Raw genomic sequence first — 22,273 nt, forward strand, 5'->3', positions numbered from 1 at the left:
TCACCGTAAACAAAAAAGCCCACCGGGTCAAGCGCCGACGCGTACCTTGAGCCGGAGGAAGGAGGGGAGATGACGCGGTATATCGGATCCGTGGACCAAGGCACTACCAGCACGCGATGTATCATCTTCGACCGTGATGGTCGCATCGTCGGCATTCATCAAAAAGAACACAAGCAGATTTTTCCCCGACCCGGTTGGGTGGAGCATGATCCGCTGGAAATCTGGGAAAACACGCAGATCGTAATCCGTGGCGCTCTTTCCGCGGCCGGACTGTCGGGCGAAGCCCTTGCAGCCATCGGTATCACCAACCAGCGGGAAACCACGATGGTGTGGAACCGCCATACCGGCATACCCTACGGCAATGCCGTGGTATGGCAGTGCACCCGAACTCACGAGATCTGCAAAGCCCTCATGCGGAACCAGGGACAGAACCGGTTCCGCGACAGGACGGGTCTTCCCGTAGCCACCTATTTTTCCGGACCCAAGATACAGTGGATTCTCGACAACGTGCCCGAGGCCAGGATCGCCGCGGAGGCCGGTGACGCGCTTTTCGGAACCATGGAGACCTGGCTGATCTGGCACCTGACCGGGGGCCCGGCCGGCGGTGCCCATGTAACCGACGTGACCAACGCGAGCCGTACCTTGCTCATGGATCTCTACACCCTAAAATGGGACCCCGCGATTCTGGAGATCATGCGGATTCCCGACGCAATGCTGCCTCGGATCGTATCGTCCAGTGATCCCGGGATCTGGGGGTGGACCCGGCCGGACGGGCCCCTGGGCGCGTCGGTGCCTGTATGCGGTGCCCTGGGGGATCAGCAGGCGGCTCTGGTGGGGCAGACCTGCTTCGAGACGGGCGAAGCCAAGAACACATACGGCACCGGCTGTTTTCTTTTGATGAACACCGGCCATACGCCGGTGCCTTCCCGTCAGGGACTGATCACGACCCTTGCCTACCAGTTCGGTAAATCGCGTCCTGTCTACTGCCTTGAGGGCTCCATCGCCGTTGCCGGTGCCCTGGTCCAATGGATTCGGGACAACCTGGGTCTGATTACGACGGCGGCGGAGATCGAGTCTCTGGCCGGTACCGTTGCCGACAACGGAGGGGTCTATTTCGTCCCGGCTTTCTCCGGCCTTTTCGCGCCTTACTGGCGAGCCGATGCCCGGGGCGCCATGGTGGGCCTGACCCGGTATGCCAACAAGGGGCACATCGCCCGGGCGGTGCTCGAGGCCAACGCATACCAGACCCGGGACATTGTCGAGGCCATGGCCCGGGATTCCGGAATTGCCCTCTCCCATCTCAAGGTGGACGGCGGGATGGTGGCCAACGAACTTTTGATGGCGTTTCAGGCCGACATCCTGAACGTTCCGGTCATCCGCCCGAGGATTTCGGAAACCACTGCTCTGGGTGCCGCCTATGCGGCGGGGCTGGCCGTCGGTTTCTGGCCGGACCTGGAAAGCCTTCGACGCAATTGGGCCGAGGATCGGCGATGGCGGCCCGCCATGGATGAGCCTACCCGAGAGCGGTTGTACCGGCAGTGGAAAAAAGCCGTTGAGCGAACGTTTAACTGGATCGAATAGGAACGTTCTTCAGCGTTCTTTGCGCCTTTGCGTGAGAACATCTTTTTCAAGCGCCTTCCGAAAGAAAATCCGCCTCGCGCAAGGACGCTTTTTAACGCAACTTCGGGTAAATAGGCTGTAGACTGAAACATGGCAGCCGAAAGCTGAGAAAAGCGCATAGAAAGGTGACGAAATGAACCGGGACGACATGCTGAAAAGAATTCGGCGGCGGGAAACGGAATGGGACTTCATCATTGTCGGCGGAGGCGCCACTGGTCTGGGAACCGCCATTGACGGGGCGTCCCGGGGATATCAGGTCCTGCTGATCGAACAGAGCGATTTTGCCAAGGGAACCTCCAGTCGGAGCACCAAGCTGGTCCATGGAGGGGTTCGCTACCTTCAGCAGGGAAATATCTCTCTCGTTCTGGAGGCCTTGAAGGAGCGGGGACTGATGCGGCGGAACGCTCCCCATCTCGTCCATAACCTGCCTTTTGTCGTGCCCAACTATGACTGGTGGGAGGGGCCTTTTTACGGCATCGGTCTCAAGGTTTACGACATGCTGGCCGGTCGACACGGTTTCGGCCATTCCAAAGGTCTTTCCAAGGAGAAAACCCTTGAATTCATCCCCACACTGGAACCCAAGGGCTTGCGGGGAGGCGTTATCTACTATGACGGCCAGTTCGACGATGCCCGACTGGCCGTCAACATGGCCCAGACCGCGGTGGAACAGGGTGGTACGGTGGTCAACTATATGCGGGTGGAGTCCCTTGTCAAATCGGGCGAAATGGTGCGAGGGGTACGTGCCCGGGATCTGGAGACCGGGGAACTTTACGAACTGACGGCAAAGGTCGTCATCAACGCCACCGGCGTCTTCTCCGACGGTCTGAGAAAAATGGACGATCCTGAGGCCCCTGACATCATCACCCCCAGTCAGGGCGTCCATATCGTTCTGGACAGATCGTTTCTGCCGGGGGATACGGCCATCATGGTGCCCCACACCGACGATGGTCGCGTCCTTTTCGCCATTCCATGGAAGCACCGCGTCGTGGTGGGCACTACGGATACCGAGATGACCGAGGCGACCCTGGATCCCTGCCCCTTGCCGGAGGAGATCGATTTTCTGTTAGCCCATGCGGCGCGTTATCTGACCCAGGACCCGACTCGGGAGGACATCCTGAGCACCTTTGCCGGTCTCCGGCCCCTCGTGAGCCTGGGGAGCCACGAGAACACCGCCGCCATTTCCCGGGACCACACTCTCAACATATCCCGGTCAGGGCTTCTCACCATCACCGGCGGCAAATGGACCACCTACAGAAAAATGGCCGAGGAGACGGTGGACCAGGCGATCCTGCTGGCGCAGCTCCAGGAGCGGCCTTCTGTCACGAGAGACCTCAACATCCACGGATTTCATCAAAATGCTGTCCAGTTCGGCCATCTGGCCGTGTATGGCGCCGACGCCCGGTCGGTCCGGGAGGTGCTGGGAGAGGATACCCGGTACGCCAAGCCCCTTCACCCCGACCATCCTTACCTGGCCGGAGAGGTCGTCTGGGCGGTCCGTCGTGAAATGGCGCGAACGGTGGAGGATTTCCTCTCGCGCCGCCGCCGGGTGCTTCCCACCGACGCCCGGGCGAGCATCGAGATGGCGCCCGCGGTCGCAACCTTGATGGCTCGGGAGCTGGGGCGTGACAGCCGCTGGGCCGACGATCAGACGACGGCCTTCGAAGACCTGGCCCGGGGGTATTTGGCTGACGGCCGATGCCGCCTGAAAACGAAAAACAGCGGAGAAATCCCCTCCTGATTACATCAGGGCGTTTTTCAGCAGGTTCATCACCGTACTGCCGCCCTTGGATTTGGCGTAATCGAGAACGACAGGTATGAATTTACCGGCCATGTCCGGAGTCATGCCCAGACTCGAGAAGCTTTCGGAAAGCGCACCCATGCTCCCCACGGCTTTGGCAGTGCCGCCGAGGCTCGATCCCTTTCCACCCAAGGCGGAAGTGACGCCGCCCATCGACCCACCTATGCCGTTGTCGGTTCTGGGCTTGGGTGCCGCGTCCAGAAGGCTTGTCGCCTCGGGTATCGCATCGCTCACCTGGGTGTATTCGGTGGGGCTGAGTCTTTCTTTGGCAGCCTTGAAAATGGCTCCGGCGCCTCCTTCGGCCTGAACGGTCGAGACGCCGAGTTGACGGGTCAACAGATCGACGAGAGCGCTGTCTTCGGCATTTGCCCCGGTGACGCCGCAAAGTAGGATTCCCAAAACGACAATCGTGTTTCGTAATGATTTCATTGTATTACTCCTTAAATGTCGGTTTTCACCGTCAATGACGGTGCTGCAGGTGAAAATATATCGGTCAACTCGACTTCCGTGATGGTGACGGGGAAGCGGGCCGTATCCTCCCGGCAACACTCTGTGAAAGTCGAAAGTTGGGTTAAGAACCCGGCTTGCGCTCTCGTGTCAGAGGGTTTTCAGAAAGGCGTCGGCCTCCTCGATGGACCGGTTCATATCGGCAACGAGGCGATGAACATCCAGTTCGATGCTGTCCACTTCGCTTTTCAGGGCGCCGACGGCCATGGCGTTCAGGTTGTGTTTCAGATAGAGGACATAGTCGTTCAGGCTTTTGAGAACGGGTGTCATGCTGGATTCGGACCGGCGCATGGCGGTGCGTAGCGTTTTGTATCGGCGCTGGGAAGCCGCCAGCTTTTCCCGGCTCTCCCGTCTGAATTTCGGGTTCTCGATCTCCTCGATTTCTGTTTTCCATTCGTCGAAAAGGTCGCCCGCGATGCGTTCGACCTGGTCGATACGGTTACTCAGGGCGTTGGCACGAATGCGGCAGTCATCGTAGTCGTCCTTTAATTTTTCATAGGCGTCTTCGAGATCTCCACCGTCAAATCCATAGAGCGCCTTGATCCGGGTGAGGACGTCCTTGAACTCCTCGGAGGTTTTTTTCTGATCGGCCCGGACGTTTTCAACCTCGTCTTTCAAGAGATGCCGCTTTTCTTTTCCCAGGGACTCCCACGCGGCATAATAGGCGGATTGACAGGCCGTGAGCGCGATGAAGAGAAGGATCGCAAGGAAACCATTGAAGGCTCTTTTCCGATGAATCGGTGTTACCGTCCGCATCATGAAAATCTCCTTTTTTCAGGGTGGAGCCGATGCCGTCTAATGCGAGGTCGCTCCATTCGAGAAAAACTTCGTTTATCACTGTCATATTTGAATTCTTCGCGATTGTAAAGGCCGAGACTTTCGCGTCAATTGCCTTGTACCTGTCTGACGAATTCTGTTATGGGTTATTTTATTGAACTTTTGATATTGTTTTACAGATTCAATTTGATTTCAGGCGTAGGTGAGTCGGGGAAACCGACATTTCGAAGAGAACTTGACGCGGGGGGAGTGTGCTGTTCAATATTGTTCTGGGGGCGATGGGCGCTTTTTGGGGAGCGGCGCTTCTGAGTGGTCCCGGAGGGGCGGTCATGGGCTTTGCCGCGGGTTGCCTCCTGGCCGTGACGCTTCGACTGAGGCGGCGTATGGGGGATCTGGAGCGGCGTATCGCCCTGCTGGAGCGTCTGAATGAGCCTTCTCCGTCTACCGCTGACGCCGGGTTTCCGGCCGGGGACGGTCTTTCGACACCGATGCCCGGGAAATCCGAACATGAAGCGGATGAGAGGGAAATACAGGCGGAAGACGGTGCGGCGGGAACGTTCGCGAAGGTCTTTCCGGAGGAGTTCCCTCGGATTGGCGGGACGCCCTCGTCCTCGGCCGTTCCCTCCACGGTCGAAGTATGGTCGGTAAGGATCAGGGCGTTTTTCACCGAAGGCAATGTCGTCGTCCGCATCGGGGTCATCGTGCTCTTTTTCGGCGTGGCGTTTCTCCTGAAGTATGCGGCGGAGCGGAACGCCTTTCCCGTGGAGTTCCGTCTGGCCGTCGTCGCCGTCGGCGCCATTGCGCTTCTCGCCCTGGGGTGGCGGCTTCGTCTGCGACGGTCCGGGTACGCCTTGATTCTTCAGGGTGCGGCGGTGGGGATTCTCTACGTCACTCTCTTTGTCGCCGCCAAGCTCTATCATCTTATTCCGTTCCCCCTGGCCCTGGGGTTCATGGTGGCCGTGGTTGCGCTCTCCGGTTGGCTTGCCGTATTGCAGGACGCGCCATCCCTGGCCGCTTTCGGAGCCGTCGGCGGATTCCTGGCGCCGATTCTGGTCTCTTCGGGCGGCGGCAGTCACGTCATGCTCTTCTCCTATTACCTGATCCTTAACGCCGGAATCCTGGGGATTGCCTGGTTCAAGGCCTGGCGGGCCCTCAATCTCATCGGATTTGTCTTTACCTTCACCATCGGATCAATCTGGGGCCGCGAGAACTATCATCCCGCTTATTTCGGATCCACAGAGCCCTTTCTCATCCTTTTTTTTCTGTTCTATGTCGCCATCACGGTGCTTTTTGCCCATCGTCAGCCGCTCCGGCTGAGAGGATACGTGGACGGTACCCTGACCTTCGGCGTCCCCATCGTTGTCTTTGCCCTCCAGGCTCGCATGGTGCGCGGGATGGACTGGGGCCTCGCCTACAGTGCGCTCACCATGGGCGGATTTTATATCGGCCTTGCTGCACTGCTGTGGCGTCGGGCAATCATCGGCATGCGGCTTTTAACCGAAGCGTTTCTCGCCCTCGGGGTGGTGTTCATGAGCCTGGCCGTCCCCTTGGCCCTGGACGGCCGATGGACAGCGGCGGCATGGGCGCTCGAAGGCGCAGCCCTCGTCTGGATCGGCGTGCGGCAGAACCGTACTCCCGTCCGCTGTTTCGGACTGCTGCTGCAACTGGGCGCCGGGGCGGCTTTTTTCCATGCTCTCGGACAGCCGACAGGACGGATCCCGGTATTGAACGGCGTTTGTTCAGGCGGTCTTCTCATCAGCCTCGCAGGCCTGTTTTCCGCCGCGTTTCTCGAACGCCACCAAGGCCGTCTTCGGAGATGGGAACGCTGGTTGCATTTTCCCATGCTGATCTGGGGCCTCGCCTGGTGGTTCGGGAGCGGCCTGAACGAGATCTCGCGCCGTCTGTCCTGGAAGCACGAACGGTGGGCATCACTCACCTTTGCCGCCTTCAGCTTCGGCGGAATGGGTATCTTATGCCGTCGCGTCGCCTGGCCGTCTCTCAGGTACCCGGCGATGTTCTGGCTTCCGCTTCTTGGGCTTCTCGTCGGACTTCGATGGACCGGATCTCCGAACCGGCATCTCTTCGCAGACGGTTTCGGGTTGCCCTGGGTTCTCGCCCTGTCGGTCCACCTGTATCTCCTTCGATGTTTTGAAGGGGAATGGCGAAGCGGCTTCCTGACGCTGTGGCATCTGGCCGGTCTCCTGCTGACGGCCTTCGTGCTGACATGGGAGAGCGCCTGGGCTGTTCATCGGGTTGTGGAAGGCGGACGGGTGTGGTGGACGATCATGTGGGGCATCACTCCCGGCGCGGCTGTCTGGAGCCTGTCCGCCCGTTGCCGAAAGCCGCCCTGGCCGATCCGTCGGTTCCCATGGGCCTATCTCAAAGCCGGACCGTCGCTTCTCGCGGTTTTCCTTCTCCTATGGTCCCTTTCGACCACCGTCGTCACGGGCGATCCGGCGCCTCTCGCCTATCTTCCCGTCCTGAATCCCCTGGAGATATCGCAGACCTTCGCCTTGACCATGATCCTCAAATGGGCCCGGAACTCGCAGGATAACCCCCAAACGGCGCTGTCCGATTCGGCGGGGCCGTCGGCGTCAATCCTCCGGATAATCCATGGAGCCGTATCTCTCGGGGTATTTGTCTGGCTCAACGGGATGACCGCTCGGACGATACACTATTTTGCGGGGGTGCCGTTTACGGTATCAGCTCTTTATCGATCGATGCCGTTCCAGGCTGCCGTCGCGATCCTGTGGACCCTATTTGCCCTGGGGGCCATGGTTGTGGGAGCTCGCCGGAAACAGCGCGCGATATGGTTTACCGGGGCAGTTCTGCTGGGGATGGTGGTTCTCAAACTGTTCTTCATCGATCTGGGCGGCAGCGGAACCGTTGCCCGGATCGTGTCGTTCATCGCCGTCGGTGTGCTGATGCTGTTCATCGGCTACATATCCCCTCTGCCGCCCCGAGGGAAATCCCGGGTCAGGCAACCGGATGAATCCCCTACGACACGGAGTGTTTGATATGCGATCCATCGTTACGATCCGTCTCTGCGGCCTGGTCCTGTTTTTCGTGCTGTTGCCCATTCCCGCCGTATCGGCCCCCCTGAAAGCCGCCGATTTTGCCTACGGCATTCGCCTCGATCCCGTCACAGGCGGGGCTGTTTATCGCCTTTACCTGCCCGAGGCCGTTCACCGTAGCGTCGTTCGGCAGGATCTGGGGGACCTTCGGGTTTTCAACGAACGGGGCGAGATCATCCCTCATATCCTTCGGCGCCCGGAGGAGAGTGGCCTGATGGAAACAGACGTTCTGGCCCTGCCTTTTTTCCCGGTGGATGGACCGGAAAAGGAGATGGGGGTCGGATTTTCCATCGATATCACAACGGACGCCAAGGGCGCTGTCCTGAATGCCCGGACCCGCGGCGTGACGGGGGATGGTTTGGAAAAAGCGGCTTACCTCATCGATGCCGGGAAATTGGACCGCCCGCCGGATCGGTTGAGACTGGACTGGCAAGGGCCGGACGACAGTTTTGTGGGAAAGGTGTCGCTTCTGTCGAGCGACGATCTGGATCATTGGCGGATGCTGGCCTCCGGGGTTACCCTGGCGGCTCTCAGACACGGGAAGCATCTCCTCAGGCGGGACACCATCTTCATTCCCGAACCGCCGGGGCGTTTTATCACCATCCTGTGGCCCCGGAACGCTCGGGAAACAATTCTGACCCGGGTGGAGGCGCTTGTTCCAAAGGCTTCCACGACAGCACCCCGTCGGCATCTCAAGGTGCCCTTTTCCGTCGCAGCCGGGGACTCCGGCGCTTATGTAGCCGACCTTGGCGGATTTTTTTTGGTTGACCGCCTGAATCTGCTGTTCGGCGAGCCCAACAGCCTGACCGCCGGTCGGTTTTGTTCCCGGAGCGACACCCATGGCGCATGGCAGCAGCGTTTCGAAGGACTTTTCTACGACCTCAGCATCGACGGTACCCGCTTTGTCAATGACGCCGCCGTCGTCGGCAGCGTTATGGACCGGTGGTGGCGGTTCGAGGCGGTTTCCCGGAACGGCGGCATGGGCGAAAGGCCGCCGGTGCTGTCGGTGGGATGGGTCCCCATGGAGTTGGTTTTTCTGGCTCGGGGAGATGGACCGTTTACCCTGGCCTACGGCCATGCGGCAGTGGCGCCTTTTGACCTGGATCGCCATCCGCTCGTTCATTTGTTGATGCGTGAAAAAAATGACGTCCTGATCCGACAGATTGCGGCGGGTCCTCCATTCTCCCTGCAGGGCGAATCGGCCCGGGTTCCAAAAAAGCCGTTCCCCTGGAAAAAATGGATTCTCTGGGGCGTTCTGAGTATATCGGTGGTGCTTCTGGGTGTCATGGCCCGGGGGCTCTATCGTCAAATGAACCCACCGCCGGGTTCATGAACCCGGACCCCGTGAATGGGGTTGACGCCCGTCGGCTCTTATTCTAAAAACCGAAGCGCACCCCAAAACATCCAACAGAAAGGAGGGCGTGCCGGCCCGAGGGGATGCCGGCACGGAAAAACCATGAGCATGAATGTCGTAGATAAAATTGATGACCTCGTCAAGGTCAACCACGTCCTGGTGAGCGTGTCCGATAAAAGCGGCCTGGCGGCCTTCATCCCCGGCCTGATCGAGATCAATCCCGAGATTCGGATCCTGTCCACGGGCGGGACCTTCGGACGAATCAGGGAGATCCTGGGGGGGGACGCCGATAAACATCTCACACCAGTATCCGATTATACGGGTCAACCAGAAACGCAAGGGGGTCTTGTGAAGACTCTCGATTTCAAGATCTATCTGGGACTTCTGACCGAGACCTACAACCCGTCTCACCAGGCGGACTTGAAACGGACCGGGGGAGTGCCCATCGACATGGTGGTGGTCAACCTCTATCCTTTCCAGGCAACCATCGCCAAGCCGGATGTGACGCTGGAGGCCGCCCGGGGTAACATCGACATCGGGGGGCCCTGCATGATACGGGCGGCTGCGAAGAATTTCATTCGCGTCGCTTCGGTGGTCGACCCGGGCGATTATGCATCGATCCTCGACGTCATGCGATCCCGTTCGGGACAGACGACACTGGAGATGCGGTTTGCTCTCGCCCGAAAGGCTTTTGACCATACGGCTCACTACGACCAGGCCATAGCCGGATTCCTGAACGAACAGCCAATCGAGGCGGCTAGGCGCTGCTATGCCGACGACAGGCGGTGAGAAGCGGTGAGTCCGGAATGGATCCCTACGGGGGCGGCATATAGAAGGTAACACCTGCGGCGGCCATGGACATTCTGAATACCATCATTCCCATGTTTACCGTGATCTTCATCGGCTGGATCGCCCGAAGGAAAGGGTTGATATCGACGGCCTTTCTGGGGCCGGCCAATCGGCTGGTGTTCCACCTGGCCATCCCGGCCATGATCTTCAGGGCCATCTCCCAGGGAAATTTCACTCGGGATTTCAATCCCTCGGTGGTTCTGATCACCCTCGCTTCGGTGCTGACGGTGTTTTGCTTTCTCTGGATCGCTGGATGGGCCGTCAGGCTCGAGCGGCGCCGATTCGCCACGGTCATTCAGAGCGCGTTTCACGGCAATCTGGGGTATATCGGACTGGCCGTGGCCTATTATTACCTTGGCGACGAGGGGCTGGCCCGTGCGAGCATTCTGGCCGGGTTCATCATGATTCTTCAGAATCTCCTTGCCGTCATCGTGCTTCAGTGGTACGGCGATGCCGAATCCGGGGGTATCGGCGCAAGACGGGTGATTATGGGGGTTGCCGGGAATCCGGTTATCGTGTCGGCCATGGCAGGTATTCTTTTTTCCGCGACAGGGATGCCGTTGCCCATCATTTTGGAACGGGCTTTCAAGATTCTGGGAGATCTGGCATTGCCGCTGGCACTGCTGCTGATCGGCGCCGGCCTGACCTTTCATCTCATGCGATCCCGGCCGATGGCGCTGATTTCATCGAGCGTGGTCAAGCTGGGCCTGCTGCCCGGCCTCGGGTATTTCCTGTATCGCTTTTTTGGAGTTCCCGCCGGAGGATATCTTCCCGCAATAATTCTTCTGGCATGCCCCACCGCCACCATTGCTTATGTCATGGCTGCGGAAATGAACGGAGATACGGAGTTCGCCGCGGCGGCCATTTCCGCCAGCACGGCGTTTTCGGCGGTCACTTTCACCCTGTGGCTGCATATTGTCTGAGGTTTGAGACGGGCGACATTCGCGAATCTCTGCCCTGCATCAACCATGGCCCGGCATCATCGCCGGGCGGAAAGAAAAATATCATGACATTCAAATATCATACGGTTCTGGTGACCGGCGCCGCGGGGTTCATCGGGTTTCATCTGGCCAAACGGCTCTTGGAGCAGGGCTGCCGGGTGGTGGGGCTCGACAATCTGAACGATTATTACGACGTCGGATATAAGACCGGGCGGCTGGACCAGCTTTCGTCCTATTCCGACTTTAACTTTGTAAAAGGCGATCTCGCCGATCGGGAAGCCATGGCACGTCTTTTCGAAGCGACCGCTTTCGACGTGGCGGTCAATATGGCGGCTCAGGCCGGGGTCCGATATTCCCTCATCAACCCTCATGCCTATGTCTCCTCCAATCTGGTGGGATTTGTCAATCTTCTGGAGTGTTGCCGTCACAGCCGGGTGGGGCATCTGGTCTTCGCCTCGTCCAGCTCCGTCTATGGCGCCAATACCCGCATGCCTTTCTCGGTCCATGACAACGTCGACCATCCGGTGTCCCTGTATGCGGCCTCCAAGAAAGCCAACGAACTCATGGCTCACACCTACAGTCATCTCTACGGTCTTCACTGTACGGGGCTCCGGTTTTTCACGGTGTACGGTCCCTGGGGCCGGCCGGATATGGCGCTTTTTCTGTTTACAAAGGCGATTTTGGAAAACAGGCCCATAAAGGTGTTCAACCATGGGAAAATGCAGCGGGATTTTACCTATATCGACGATATCGTCGAGGGGGTCGTCCGGGTCATGGGAAGGCTGCCCCAGCCAAATCCGCAATGGAACGGGGAGCATCCGGACCCCGGCACCTCCTATGCGCCGTATCGGATCTACAATATCGGAAACAACGCGCCGGTGGCGTTGAACGACTTTATCGCCGCTATTGAGAAGGCGTTGGGGAAAACGGCGAAAAAGGAGTATCTGGACCTCCAGCCCGGCGATGTTCCCGCCACTGCGGCCGACGTCGACGATCTGATGGTCGATGTCGGGTTCAGGCCCGACACACCCATTGAAATCGGCATCGAGCGGTTTGTGTCATGGTATCGGGCATATCATCGCCTGTAATCGGATGGAGCGGCGTATATAACAGGTCCAAGCTTTTTGAGGGCTTGAACCTTTTATCGGGTGCTCGAAACAGGGATTATTCCAGAGTTCCGAAAGAGCGTTTGAAGAGGTCTTCGATAGCCCTGGCACCATCTTCGGTCAGGTTTCGTGTGCCGGTGCCCACAAAGCTGTCGGCAGCCACTACAGGGCTGTCGGCGACCCATTGGTTGTCTTTCCAGGAAAACCAGGCTTTTCGATCCTGATCGTAAACGCTGACGGGACGATTGAAGAGTTTGGCCAGTTCCACGCCCCAGCCCGTTCCGCCCTTGACCGTGTCGTCGGGCTGTATCCAACCGACGGCAAATACATGGTACCCTTTGTTGACCATGTGAAAGATGGACTGAATCACCTTTCGGATCTTGTCCGCCCTGGCATAGGTCCGCCCCATGCGCTTGGAGACGATCTCCATGCTGATATCGCCCTTTTTCAGTTCCTCCGTGCTCAGGACCGTACAGTTCTTGTTCCGTTCCACTGTATGTCCTTCGAAGGTGTAGTTGACTTCCCGAATGCCCCAGGACTCGGCATTTCTGCCGAATGCCGTTTCGGCCCCCTTGTGGCCCCCGCTGTAAAGTGTTACTTGTGAACGTTCCGTCATTTTTATCGTTTCCTTTCGTATCGTGGTAGCGTTGAAAATGGGATTTCCCTCCATAAAAAGAAATCACCCCGCCGCACACCGGCAGGGTGATTCTATGCTATATTAAAGCAATTTTATGATGACGCAAGGGGTTTTATCAATTTTTAACGATTTTTGTTCTTGGAAAAATCAAAAGGGTCCTTTCGATGCATGTCGGCATTGCCTGGAAAGGACTCCGGGGCTACTCCAGAATCTGCTTGTCAATTCCCAAGGTGCCGGGTATACTACCTATCCTCATGAGGTGGCAACCTCGGCGAAAACGGCGTTCGTACCACACGTGCGGGCGGTCAAAACGGAAGGGGAAGGGAATGGCGCGAAAGGTATCCAGCAATGGTATCGAGATCTGTTATGACACCTTCGGCAAGAAGAACAACCGACCGCTGATCCTCATCATGGGCCTGGCCACCCAGATGGTCGCCTGGCCGGAGCCTTTCTGCCGGATGCTGGCCGAGGCCGGTCATTTCGTGGTCCGTTTCGACAACCGGGACGTCGGCCAATCCACACGCATGAAGCGCCTCTACGTGCCTGATGTCGAAGCCCTGATGGCCGAGACCGCTGCGGGGCGGCAGGTATGGGTGCCCTACACCCTGCTCGACATGGCCGACGACACCGTCGGCCTGATGGATGCGCTGGAGATTGATCATGCCCATGTTTGCGGACTTTCCATGGGCGGGATGATCGCTCAGGTGATTGCCGTCGAATATCCCGAAAGGCTCAAAAGCCTCATCACCATCATGTCCACCACCGGTGAGCCCGATTTGCCGCCACCGACGGACGAGGCCCTGGCGGCCATGATGTCCGCTCCGCCGGCCAAGCGGGCCGCTTACATCGATCACATGGCCGGGATCTACCGGATTTTTGCGGGCGGATCCACGTTTTACGACGAAAAGCTCCAACGGGAGCTGTCGGCCAAGTCCTTCGATCGGGGCATATACGCACCCGGATTCCTCCGCCAGATGGCGGCCATCATCGGTGCGGGGGGTAGACGCCACCGCCTTGAACATCTCGATATTCCCACCCTGGTCATTCACGGCGACTGCGATCCGGTGGTGCCCCTGGCCCACGGCCGGGATACGGCCGACATCATTCCCGGGGCTCGCCTCGAAGTGATCTCCGGACTTGGCCACGGCACGGCCTTTCCCGATTTGTGGGAACAGATGGTTGCCGCCATCGCCGAACACACGGCCGCGGCCGAAACTTGAGTTTCAACTATCGATCTTTGGCCTGCCGCCCTCATATTACCACCATCGTCGGCAAGGGCTTGATGAATTCCTGCCGGAGACTGTAAGTATAAGCACCCTGGGTGGGGATCAGCAGAAGATCGCCGGGCATGATGGCCTCTCCCCAGTAAGCATAACCCCAGACATCGTGGGGGGTGCAGAGTGCCCCCAGGATATGGCAATGGTGCTCGGTCATTGCCGGCCGGGAGAGATTGAGCACGGGAAAATAATCGGTTTCGTAACGCTCCCAGCCCACCGCATTGGTACCGGCGTCGGTGATGACGAGGTCGGGCGCCTTCCGGTCGACCACCGAAACGAGGATGTGCATGGCGTCATTGACGAGCCAGCGGCCGGGCTCGAAACAGATCCGGCAGGGGGTAAGGGACCGGAGCCGGCTTTGGACGACCGGTCCCAATGTCTCGGCAAATTTTTCGATGGGAAGGGACGGTATCCGGTATCGAGGCGAGGCGGTTGCAACGGTCTGTCCCATGGCTTTTCGGATCAACCCTTCGGGTGTTCCGCCGGAGTGGAGCCATTCGCCCTGTTCAGGCCAATAGCCCCCGCCGATGTCGATAAAGGCGATCTGCGCAAGAAAGGCTTCCGGCATTTTCCGCAGAATCCTGCTCAGCAGCTCGATAAAGGCGGTCTGGGCGTCGGGAGAGAGATTCCAGCTAGTGTGGAACTGAAGTCCTTGAAGTCGTACATGAGGACAGTTCCGGGCGGTGTCGAAAAAGGCGACGAGACGTTCCGGTGCGATCCCGAATTTGCGCCAGAGTCCGTCGGCGTTGGTGGTCAGGCGGACACCCGCACGAATCCGGCGTCCTCGTGATGCGGCTGCCGCCTCCAGACGTGACAACTCACCGAAACTGTCCAGGAGGATCGTTACGCTGTCGGCGTGATCGATCGCCATGTCAAGCTCTGCCGTCGTCTTTCCCGGTCCGCTGAAAATGATGTCTTTTGCCCCCAGATCTATGGCTGCGGCTAATTCCGGACCGCCTGACACATCCAGTCCGAATCCCTGTGACATCAATGTCGCGGCAACCGCCGGGTGATTGTTGCTCTTCATGGCGTAATAAAACCCCGTCTCCGGCAAAACGTCCTGAAAGGCCTGGATGAAGCGGCGTGCGCGTTCCTTCAACACCGAGGTTTCAAGGAGGTAGATGGGAGAAGGATGGTGCCGGATGACGTCCAGATAAAAAGTGCGTCGGTCAAAATGACGGCGCACGAAGGCCGCGAGGGATGCTTCGGGAAAGGGCGGCAGGGACTGTTCAATGATCCGGTCGAGGTCCGCCGGTTTGATGGGAACGTGGGCGTCGTTCAGCATGGCGCCATTCTCAACGCTATCCGACCGGCCAGGTCGTCGCACTGGCGCGTTAGTTCCGTCCCGTTTTCAGACGGGGTGAAAATGACGTGGCCAAGGAGCCATGAGTCGTAGTCCTCGGGAGGCATCCGGATCGTATCCGAAGGCTTCCGGATGATGGTGACCTGGGAAACCCGGGGATCTGCGGCCAGGCGGCGCCAGTCGATCTCCTCCACCACCCCCGGCCTATCGGCAAAAAGACGGAGGCCGACGTACGATTTCAGCGGGTTATGCGACTTCAATGCGATCTGCCGATTTTCTGCAACATCGAGAGAGAGCTTCAGCATGTCGATACCCATGGATTCCCGGATCAGAAAGGGAAGGCAGTCTCCCCCCGGCCGCGGGCTCAACTCCAGAAGCCGGATGTCACCATTCCTGACGATCAGATCCACCATACAGACTCCCTTGTAGATCCCCAGCGCTTCGGCGCCTTCCCGAAGTCGACGACGGAGATTCGTCGCCGGAATGTCGCCTGGAAGATCGTCGATCAGGACATACCCCCGGATGGTGCCGAAGGGACCCTTGGGAGAGCGAATCTTTCGGGTCAGGCGGATAATCCGGATTTGACGGTTTTCAATGATGAAGTCGCAGCTGAACTCCTCCCCTTCAATGAATTCCTCCGCGATGATGACGGGACCTTCGGCCGGATCGACCCTGTACATCCGACTGTGTTGCCTGCGGCGGAGTCCTCTTTCGATTTCCGTGAATGCCGTCCGGCTCTCCTCCGGCCCTCGGCAAGCGAAGACCAACTCGCTGCCGCTGCCGGTGGCGGGCTTCAGAACGATCGTTCCTTTCGTTTCCTGGCTGAAGGCCTCAGCGGCCTCGATCGAGGATATGCGACGGGCCTGGGGACAAGGAATCCCTCGTACCTTCCAGGCCGCTTTTGTCGCGGCCTTATCCCGACACCGTCGCACCGCCTCGACGGACGGGTAGGGCAGGTTGTGGATACTCGCGACGACAGCGGCCAGGATCATGGATTCACAGTCGAAGCAGGCAATGCCGGAAAGTTGCAGTCGCCGGTCCTCCAGGTGGCGTTCCAGGGCGTTCAGTACCTGAGGCGTATTCGTCAGGTCACAGAGAATCTCCTCGTCGGAAGGCGGAGAAGGTTCCGTCGCCTGATGCCGGACGCCGGGGTCGGTAAGGAAAAAAGCCCTCCCGGGTGAGGTGCGGCGAATCCAATCGATGTAATCGGTGGTGGTACCCACGACGAGCACCCGGGGATCAGCAGACACTTTCGGCGCTCCGGGTTCGGGATCCGATCGCCTGGGGGCGTCGATGCATATCGGCAGGCGTGGTTATCCGGGACGGGAAGCGCATCCTCGGGCAAATCTGCAGCTGTTTTGCTTCCTGCTGAACGGAAATCCGGAGTTGATAAAGCGGCCGTGGGGTGAGGTGGAAACGCTCTTTCCAACCGAAATCCCCACACAGAAAGTCGACCGAGTCCAATCTCATCCGGCAGGCCCATTCCAGATGATGGAAATTGATCAGCTTGGCGATGCCGGGGAATTCGGGGTTGGTGCCGCCGGCCAGCACCGTGTAGTTCGAACCCTTTCGGGGTACATCCAGGACGGCCCCGACGTCCACGGCTGCAATCCTTCCGCCGATCAGTATCGTGGTAATTCGAAGCATCCCCTGGGCGTAGAGCCACGCCATCATTTTTTCGAAAGACTTGAGAAACCGAGGGTCGCTGAAATAGGAACGACTGCCGAAGGCCTCGAGATTCATTCGAAAAAAAGGATCGACATCGCTAAGGTCGTTGTAGCGGTAGGCGATTCCGGGCGCTGTTACGGCGGCCATCTCCCGACCGATCTTTTTGCGAGATTTTCCTTTGAATTCTTGCAGATAGGCATCGAACCGATACTGGTATCGTCCGGGGAAAAAAAGGTAGCCGACCTCATCCAGCTCCAGGGGCTGAATTTCGGAAACCAGGGCGGCGTGGGACATGTAGCGCAGATGCACGCTGCCGGGAACACGGTCCAGGAGAGCCCTCGCGACGCCTGTATCGGCTGCGGTGATCCGGTTCTGTTCCAGCCAGGTTTTGCCCGCCCACAACTCTCCCGGAAAAAAACCGAAGCTTTCCGGGTCGTCCATCCGGCTGAGAGGCAGCAATCCAACGGTGTGACCGTTTTCCTCGGCCACGATGAAAAAAGGCTCCCGATCGAAGGCGGCGGCAAAACAGGTCCGTACCGGCCATAAATCGAAGATATTTTCCACCGGACGGGCGTTCTCCCAGATTCTTCTGCATAGGTCGAAGTCTTCAAGCTTTCGGATATTCAGCATGTCAACACCTTGGGATGATGCATTCGTAAAATTCGATTTTCCGATATGGACAACGATCCAAACGGGTTCGATCGGCCAGGGCTTTCAACCTGAAACGTCCGGATAGAAGACGTTCAGGAATGTCCGACAATCGGTTAGGCACAAAACATGCCAGGGATTATAAATAAGATATCCTTTTGATATGACAATAGATCATGAAAGGAAAGATTTCAGCACCGTTGCCGCCGGCAAAGAAAAAAGTATTTATATACTATTATTTTTTGAAAATGGTATATAGGTGCTGATATTGTCGGATCATGGACAGGCATTGCCGACACGGCGCAGGTTCGGCAGAGGATCAGGGAAAAGGTCGATTGTAACAATTTGATAACAAGATTAAAATATTCATGATGATCGGACGTGATATGTGGCTCGGAACACGTATTTCAGGATATTATCGGTATGATCATACCGTATTTGAGGAGCGCGTATGTTGATTAAACTGGTCCTGGCCGTCCAGGACAAACGGCTTCAGAAATATCTGGCCCAGAGCTTTTCCCTCTCGGATATCCGCGTGGAATCCTTTGGGAACCTCGTTTCTCCCTGGCAGAAGGTCATGCGCAGCTGCGGAGACATCATCGTCATCAGCGAGTCGATCATCCCCCGACCTTCGGAATCCGGTATTGCCATGCTGAATGATCTGCCGGAAAACCCGACGACGGTCATCCTCCACGATGGGGATTCCTCCGAGGAACACGCTCAACTCGTGGCCGCCGGCGCCGACGTGGTGCTTTTTTCCGGGGTTTCGAAGAAGCGACTCCTCGAGGCCATCGAGACGACCCTGGAATCCCGGCGACAGTTGATCCAACTGAATCGCTTTCATCCGAAGCATCCGACAAAGCCGCAGTTGTCGGATTTTGTCCTGGAAAGCGACAGCATGCGGATCTTCATCGACGAGGTTCGGCAGGTGAGCACAAGCAATTCACCGCTGTTGATCATGGGGGAGACGGGTGTCGGCAAGGAGCACCTGGCCAAGGCTATCCACGCTGAAAGCCCCCGCGCTACAGGCCCCTTCATTGCCGTCAACACGGCCGCTCTGCCCGAACAGATACTGGAAAGCGAGCTTTTCGGGCATGCGGAGGGGGCATTCACCGGCGCTGTCAGATCCCGGCGGGGAACCTTTGAGCTGGCCCACAACGGAACGATTTTTTTGGATGAGATCGGTGAGATGCCGCTCCACCTTCAGGCGAAACTGCTTCGGGTTCTGCAGGATTACGAGGTGAAGCCCATCGGCAGCGAGAGTCCCATTTGGGTGGATGTCCGGGTGATCGCCGCCACCAATCGCGATCTGGAAAAGGAGGTGACCCGGAAAAATTTCCGGAAGGACCTCTACTATCGGCTGAGCGTGGTGACCCTGACGATACCGCCCCTTCGGAAACGCAAGGAGGATATCCCTCACATGGCCCGTCATTTTCTCGATCTTTACCGATACAAGATCGGTCGGGACGTGGAAGGGATATCCGACGCGGCCATGAAGGCGTTGAGTCATTATGAATGGCCCGGAAACGTCAGGGAACTGATGAACGTCATTGAACGGGCCATTCTCATCTGCCACGACAGTGAAATTTCAGTGCGGGATTTACCCTCGGTATTCCACGACAACGGTGTCTTGTCGACCCGGATCCTGGACGGCGGTTTGCCGAACCTGGAGACTGCGTGGAAAGGCAGAACGCTGCCCGAGGTCCGGGACGAGATGGTGAGTCACCTCGAGCGGCGCTACATCGAAATGGTACTCCGGAAGACCGGGGGCCGTGTCGGGAAGGCCGCACGTATTGCCGGCATTCACCCTCGGGGGCTGTATGACAAGATGAAGACCTTTGGCATTCGCAAAGAGGATTTTAAACGATAACCGCGGCGCGGTTTACCGCGAAGGGTTTTCCCCCGAGACGGCGGACATCTGAAGGAAACATACGGCGATCAACGTAAGGGCGATACCCGGCAGAACGGCCCACCCGATATCCGTGCTTCCCATGGCCCATTCCATGCCGGCTACGACCGACGGCGTCAGGAAGGTATAGGCAACAACACGATTGGGCCCGAGCCTCACGGCGGCAAACTGAATTATCCAGAAGGTTACGGCCGTGGAAAGTACCGCAAGATAGGCAAGTCCCAGCCAAACCGAGGCGTTTGGAAACGCAGGAAATCCGGTTTTAACGAGGGTCGCAACCAAAAGGGCCAGGGTGGCGGTCAACAGGCTGTAGAAGGTAAATCGTACCTTGGATTCATTCCGCTGGAGTTTTTTGAGGGCGAGCACATGGACGGCAAGGTTGAGGGTGCCGAGGAAGAAGAGCATATCTCCCCGGGACAGTTCCAGAGTCGCCATCCGCTCCCAGTCGCCTCGGAAAATAACCCATACGGCGGCGGCCATGGACAGCCCCAGGACTCCCAATTGAAGGCGTCGGACCGGCTCCCCCAGGAGTCCGCCCAGGAGCGCCGTCATCAGAGGCACCGTGGTATAGATGGTACTGGTGTTGATGGGAGTCGTCGATTTGAGGGCCTCGAACATCAGGATGAAGAAAAAACCGTAGCTGCCGCCGACGACGGCATATCGTCCCAGGTCCCGGAGCTTCGGTCTGCGCCGTGCTTCCTTGAGAAACAGCAGCATGAAAGAGAACACCAGCGTGGCCGACAGGAATCGCCAGAAGGTGAGGACGGTGGAGTCGATCCCGGGAGTGATAGCCGCCACTACCGGAAAAGATCCCGCGACAATCAGCGTGTGGATGATCATGCCCAGGTGTGCTCGTCTGTTTGCCATTTTTGCGTCCCCCTATCGATAGACGGCGAGGAAGACCATGAAAATGTGCAGGATGATCACTGTCGGGAGGAGGGCGGCCTTCAACAATCCCACCGCAGATATGCCGTTTTCGAAATATTTCTTTAACAATGATTGCCCGGCCGGGTTGGGCGCGTTGGCGATGATGGTCAGTCCGCCACCGCTGACGGCGCCGGCGACGACGGCGTATTTGAGCGAGCCGGTGAAGTCGGGCACCAGGGTACTGAGAAAGGTGATGGCGGCATTGTCGTTGAAGGCCGTCAGCACGGCCGCCCCGAGCATCAGGGGAATCTCGGACAGGTTTGACAGTACGGGCTGAATCCACCACCCCTGAACACCGCCGTGGATAACGAGACCGCCGAGAAAAAAACCGACGAGAATGGCCGGTTTGAGTTCGATCCGATTCTGGAATGGTGCGGTGACCGAGGCAAACCCCAGGAAAAAGAGAAGCCCTGGAATGAAGAGTTCGGGATGGTGGGCGTTGAGGATGGTCCAGCCCATGAAGAGGACATGGATCACCATGATCCAGAAGGGTACCGGGTCTTCCCGTTCATCCCAGTCAGGATCGATGAATTCTGCGCGGTCTTCCTCCGGCAAAAGTCCCGGGAGGTTCTCTCGCATGCGATTGAGGAGAATTTCATTGAAGCGCTGATCGAACGCCTCGCAGGCCAATGCGCGATCCACTCCTTGCGGCAGGCCCTCGGTCAGATAGGTAGTGAGGAGGCGGCTTCGAATTTCCTGGGCGACGGTGCTGACCTGCTGCTGGACGGTGGCGAAGATCTGGCGCTGTGCGTTGATGAGGCCGCCGACCTTGTCGAATTCGGCCTCCACCATGTCTCTGCTCAGATAGGTGGCGCGGATATGGTCCCGGAGGCTTCGAACCGCGAACTTGTCTTCCAACTCCGCCATTTGATCCTTGAAGATCAGAAAATAGACGCTGTTGACGATCAGGATGCCTGTGGCGGCCTTCCATCCGAAGGTAAGCATCATGAATGACGTGTCCCAGTGCCAGACATTCGCTACCATCAGAACGGGCGGAGCGGCGAAATGGGTGAGTGTTCCCCCTACCGAGATGTTGACGAACAAGAGCCCCAGGGTCGCGTACTTGAGCGGTTCGCTTGGCTCGAGTTCATAAAATTTACGCGCCAGCAGAAGGGCCGAAATGGTCATGGCGGCCGGTTCGGTGATAAAGGAGCCCAGAAGCGGTCCCAGTGTGAGAATGGTAAACCACCAGGATTTGAGAGTCCCGCCGAACAGATTGGCGACCTTCAGCATGATCGTTTCGGAAAGCTTCAGAATGGGGCGAGTGGCCGCCAGGATCATAATGACCACGACAAAGACCGGTTCGGTGAAATTGACGGTGGAGCTGATATAATTGACAACGGTTCCCCAGTCGTGAAAGTAGGTGATGGCGGCCACGAGAATCACGACCCAGACCCCGAAGATCACCTCGACCTCGCCGAGGAAATGAAAGAGTTCGGCGCCGTGGTGAACCGAATTTCGCGGTGCCTGGCCGTTTTTGATCCGAAGATCGTGTTCACGCTCCCACTGGTGGGCAATGGCTGTGAATTTGCTTGCCAGAAAGGTATGAATGATGGCGGCGAAGAAGATCAAGGTAGCCGCCAGGTTGAACGGCTCCATTGCGATGCGGTGTTTCAAGACCGCCGTGATGCCGTCGTGGACGGGATCGTCGTAGCTTGTGAGATTACGCGGAAATGCGGGCTCTTGAGCGATAGCTGCGGATAACAAAGACGCAGCCCAGAAGGTGATGACGAGGCAAAACAGAAAGACTCTCCATGTTCGGGGCATATGCGTCCTCCGTCGGTTTTCGTCGCCGATGCTATAGAAAGGCGCGGCATCGTGGCGTTGTGGAAGCAGGATTGAAAACGATGAGTTGTTTTTATCAGAACATCTTAAATA

General features: G+C 58.1%; 17 protein-coding genes. 9 read left to right on the top strand and 8 right to left on the bottom strand.

Annotated elements, in window-relative coordinates:
• Nucleotides 1-69 precede the first annotated feature (69 nt).
• Together glpK and dmul_RS04505 are read left to right on the top strand one after the other, a co-directional pair.
• Nucleotides 70-1,581: a glycerol kinase GlpK gene (gene glpK, locus dmul_RS04500; RefSeq protein ID WP_020876880.1), complete on the top strand. Its 1,512-nt coding sequence runs from the start codon at nucleotides 70-72 to the stop codon at nucleotides 1,579-1,581.
• 172 nt (nucleotides 1,582-1,753) lie between these two features.
• Nucleotides 1,754-3,358 (top strand): glycerol-3-phosphate dehydrogenase/oxidase, encoded by a 1,605-nt coding sequence (locus dmul_RS04505; RefSeq protein WP_020876881.1) that lies wholly within the window; start codon nucleotides 1,754-1,756, stop codon nucleotides 3,356-3,358.
• On the opposite strand, the gene dmul_RS04510 is transcribed toward dmul_RS04505, so the two are convergent.
• Nucleotides 3,359-3,847 carry a DUF2780 domain-containing protein gene (locus tag dmul_RS04510; RefSeq protein WP_020876882.1) on the bottom strand — a complete coding sequence of 163 codons (489 nt, stop codon included), beginning with the start codon at nucleotides 3,845-3,847 and terminating at the stop codon, nucleotides 3,359-3,361.
• 168 nt (nucleotides 3,848-4,015) lie between these two features.
• On the bottom strand, nucleotides 4,016-4,684 hold the full coding sequence (locus dmul_RS04515) for a DUF2959 domain-containing protein (protein ID WP_234979148.1): 669 nt from the start codon (nucleotides 4,682-4,684) through the stop codon (nucleotides 4,016-4,018).
• Nucleotides 4,685-4,953: 269 nt separating this feature from the next.
• Here dmul_RS04515 and dmul_RS04520 point away from each other — a divergent pair, with 269 nt between their 5' ends.
• The 5 genes from dmul_RS04520 (at nucleotide 4,954) to dmul_RS04540 (ending at nucleotide 12,008) form a co-directional block, all read left to right on the top strand.
• Complete coding sequence (locus tag dmul_RS04520; protein ID WP_078081202.1) at nucleotides 4,954-7,719, top strand: DUF2339 domain-containing protein; 2,766 nt, start codon at nucleotides 4,954-4,956, stop codon at nucleotides 7,717-7,719.
• Between the two features lies 1 nt (nucleotide 7,720).
• Nucleotides 7,721-9,109 (top strand): DUF3999 domain-containing protein, encoded by a 1,389-nt coding sequence (locus dmul_RS04525; RefSeq protein ID WP_020876885.1) that lies wholly within the window; start codon nucleotides 7,721-7,723, stop codon nucleotides 9,107-9,109.
• A gap of 123 nt (nucleotides 9,110-9,232) precedes the next feature.
• Complete coding sequence (locus dmul_RS04530; protein ID WP_040415650.1) at nucleotides 9,233-9,919, top strand: hypothetical protein; 687 nt, start codon at nucleotides 9,233-9,235, stop codon at nucleotides 9,917-9,919.
• Between the two features lie 65 nt (nucleotides 9,920-9,984).
• Nucleotides 9,985-10,902 carry an AEC family transporter gene (locus dmul_RS04535; RefSeq protein ID WP_020876887.1) on the top strand — a complete coding sequence of 306 codons (918 nt, stop codon included), beginning with the start codon at nucleotides 9,985-9,987 and terminating at the stop codon, nucleotides 10,900-10,902.
• Nucleotides 10,903-10,985: 83 nt separating this feature from the next.
• Nucleotides 10,986-12,008 carry an NAD-dependent epimerase gene (locus dmul_RS04540; protein ID WP_020876888.1) on the top strand — a complete coding sequence of 341 codons (1,023 nt, stop codon included), beginning with the start codon at nucleotides 10,986-10,988 and terminating at the stop codon, nucleotides 12,006-12,008.
• Between the two features lie 76 nt (nucleotides 12,009-12,084).
• On the opposite strand, the gene dmul_RS04545 is transcribed toward dmul_RS04540, so the two are convergent.
• Nucleotides 12,085-12,642, bottom strand: a complete 558-nt coding sequence (locus tag dmul_RS04545; RefSeq protein WP_020876889.1) for a hypothetical protein — start codon at nucleotides 12,640-12,642, stop codon at nucleotides 12,085-12,087.
• A 347-nt stretch (nucleotides 12,643-12,989) separates the two neighbouring features.
• On the opposite strand from dmul_RS04545, the gene dmul_RS04550 reads away from it, so the two are divergent.
• A complete protein-coding gene (locus dmul_RS04550) occupies nucleotides 12,990-13,883 on the top strand; it encodes an alpha/beta fold hydrolase (protein ID WP_040415652.1) in 894 nt (297 codons plus the stop codon).
• Nucleotides 13,884-13,914: 31 nt separating this feature from the next.
• Here the strand turns inward: dmul_RS04550 and dmul_RS04555 are convergent, their stop codons facing one another.
• The 3 genes from dmul_RS04555 to dmul_RS04565 are packed head-to-tail and all read right to left on the bottom strand — an operon-like array spanning nucleotide 13,915 to nucleotide 17,541.
• On the bottom strand, nucleotides 13,915-15,225 hold the full coding sequence (locus tag dmul_RS04555; RefSeq protein ID WP_020876891.1) for a diaminopimelate decarboxylase family protein: 1,311 nt from the start codon (nucleotides 15,223-15,225) through the stop codon (nucleotides 13,915-13,917).
• Entirely contained in the window at nucleotides 15,219-16,493 is a 1,275-nt protein-coding gene (locus dmul_RS04560; RefSeq protein WP_020876892.1) for an ATP-grasp domain-containing protein, read from the bottom strand. Before dmul_RS04560 ends, dmul_RS04555 begins: the two co-directional genes overlap by 7 nt.
• The gene (locus dmul_RS04565; protein WP_020876893.1) at nucleotides 16,483-17,541 is read right to left on the bottom strand and encodes a GNAT family N-acetyltransferase; all 1,059 of its coding nucleotides are present in this window, start codon (nucleotides 17,539-17,541) and stop codon (nucleotides 16,483-16,485) included. Before dmul_RS04565 ends, dmul_RS04560 begins: the two co-directional genes overlap by 11 nt.
• 469 nt (nucleotides 17,542-18,010) lie before the next feature.
• On the opposite strand from dmul_RS04565, the gene dmul_RS04570 reads away from it, so the two are divergent.
• Nucleotides 18,011-19,429 (top strand): sigma-54 interaction domain-containing protein, encoded by a 1,419-nt coding sequence (locus tag dmul_RS04570; protein WP_020876894.1) that lies wholly within the window; start codon nucleotides 18,011-18,013, stop codon nucleotides 19,427-19,429.
• A gap of 12 nt (nucleotides 19,430-19,441) precedes the next feature.
• Here the strand turns inward: dmul_RS04570 and dmul_RS04575 are convergent, their stop codons facing one another.
• Together dmul_RS04575 and dmul_RS04580 are read right to left on the bottom strand one after the other, a co-directional pair.
• The gene (locus tag dmul_RS04575; protein ID WP_020876895.1) at nucleotides 19,442-20,335 is read right to left on the bottom strand and encodes a DMT family transporter; all 894 of its coding nucleotides are present in this window, start codon (nucleotides 20,333-20,335) and stop codon (nucleotides 19,442-19,444) included.
• 12 nt (nucleotides 20,336-20,347) lie between these two features.
• Nucleotides 20,348-22,162, bottom strand: coding sequence for a putative Na+/H+ antiporter (locus tag dmul_RS04580; protein WP_020876896.1), 1,815 nt, complete (start codon nucleotides 22,160-22,162; stop codon nucleotides 20,348-20,350).
• Nucleotides 22,163-22,273: the final 111 nt, after the last annotated feature.

This window comes from Desulfococcus multivorans (assembly GCF_001854245.1).
Lineage (GTDB): Bacteria > Desulfobacterota > Desulfobacteria > Desulfobacterales > Desulfococcaceae > Desulfococcus > Desulfococcus multivorans.

What these genes read in the sequence shown, in the direction of transcription:
- glpK (WP_020876880.1), top strand. Translation starts at nt 70, where the DNA reads ATGACGCGGTATATCGGATCCGTGGACCAAGGCACTACCAGCACGCGA.
- dmul_RS04505 (WP_020876881.1), top strand. Translation starts at nt 1,754, where the DNA reads ATGAACCGGGACGACATGCTGAAAAGAATTCGGCGGCGGGAAACGGAA.
- dmul_RS04510 (WP_020876882.1), bottom strand. Translation starts at nt 3,847, where the DNA reads ATGAAATCATTACGAAACACGATTGTCGTTTTGGGAATCCTACTTTGC.
- dmul_RS04515 (WP_234979148.1), bottom strand. Translation starts at nt 4,684, where the DNA reads ATGATGCGGACGGTAACACCGATTCATCGGAAAAGAGCCTTCAATGGT.
- dmul_RS04525 (WP_020876885.1), top strand. Translation starts at nt 7,721, where the DNA reads ATGCGATCCATCGTTACGATCCGTCTCTGCGGCCTGGTCCTGTTTTTC.
- dmul_RS04530 (WP_040415650.1), top strand. Translation starts at nt 9,233, where the DNA reads ATGAGCATGAATGTCGTAGATAAAATTGATGACCTCGTCAAGGTCAAC.
- dmul_RS04535 (WP_020876887.1), top strand. Translation starts at nt 9,985, where the DNA reads ATGGACATTCTGAATACCATCATTCCCATGTTTACCGTGATCTTCATC.
- dmul_RS04540 (WP_020876888.1), top strand. Translation starts at nt 10,986, where the DNA reads ATGACATTCAAATATCATACGGTTCTGGTGACCGGCGCCGCGGGGTTC.
- dmul_RS04545 (WP_020876889.1), bottom strand. Translation starts at nt 12,642, where the DNA reads ATGACGGAACGTTCACAAGTAACACTTTACAGCGGGGGCCACAAGGGG.
- dmul_RS04550 (WP_040415652.1), top strand. Translation starts at nt 12,990, where the DNA reads ATGGCGCGAAAGGTATCCAGCAATGGTATCGAGATCTGTTATGACACC.
- dmul_RS04555 (WP_020876891.1), bottom strand. Translation starts at nt 15,225, where the DNA reads ATGCTGAACGACGCCCACGTTCCCATCAAACCGGCGGACCTCGACCGG.
- dmul_RS04565 (WP_020876893.1), bottom strand. Translation starts at nt 17,541, where the DNA reads ATGCTGAATATCCGAAAGCTTGAAGACTTCGACCTATGCAGAAGAATC.
- dmul_RS04570 (WP_020876894.1), top strand. Translation starts at nt 18,011, where the DNA reads ATGTTGATTAAACTGGTCCTGGCCGTCCAGGACAAACGGCTTCAGAAA.
- dmul_RS04575 (WP_020876895.1), bottom strand. Translation starts at nt 20,335, where the DNA reads ATGGCAAACAGACGAGCACACCTGGGCATGATCATCCACACGCTGATT.
- dmul_RS04580 (WP_020876896.1), bottom strand. Translation starts at nt 22,162, where the DNA reads ATGCCCCGAACATGGAGAGTCTTTCTGTTTTGCCTCGTCATCACCTTC.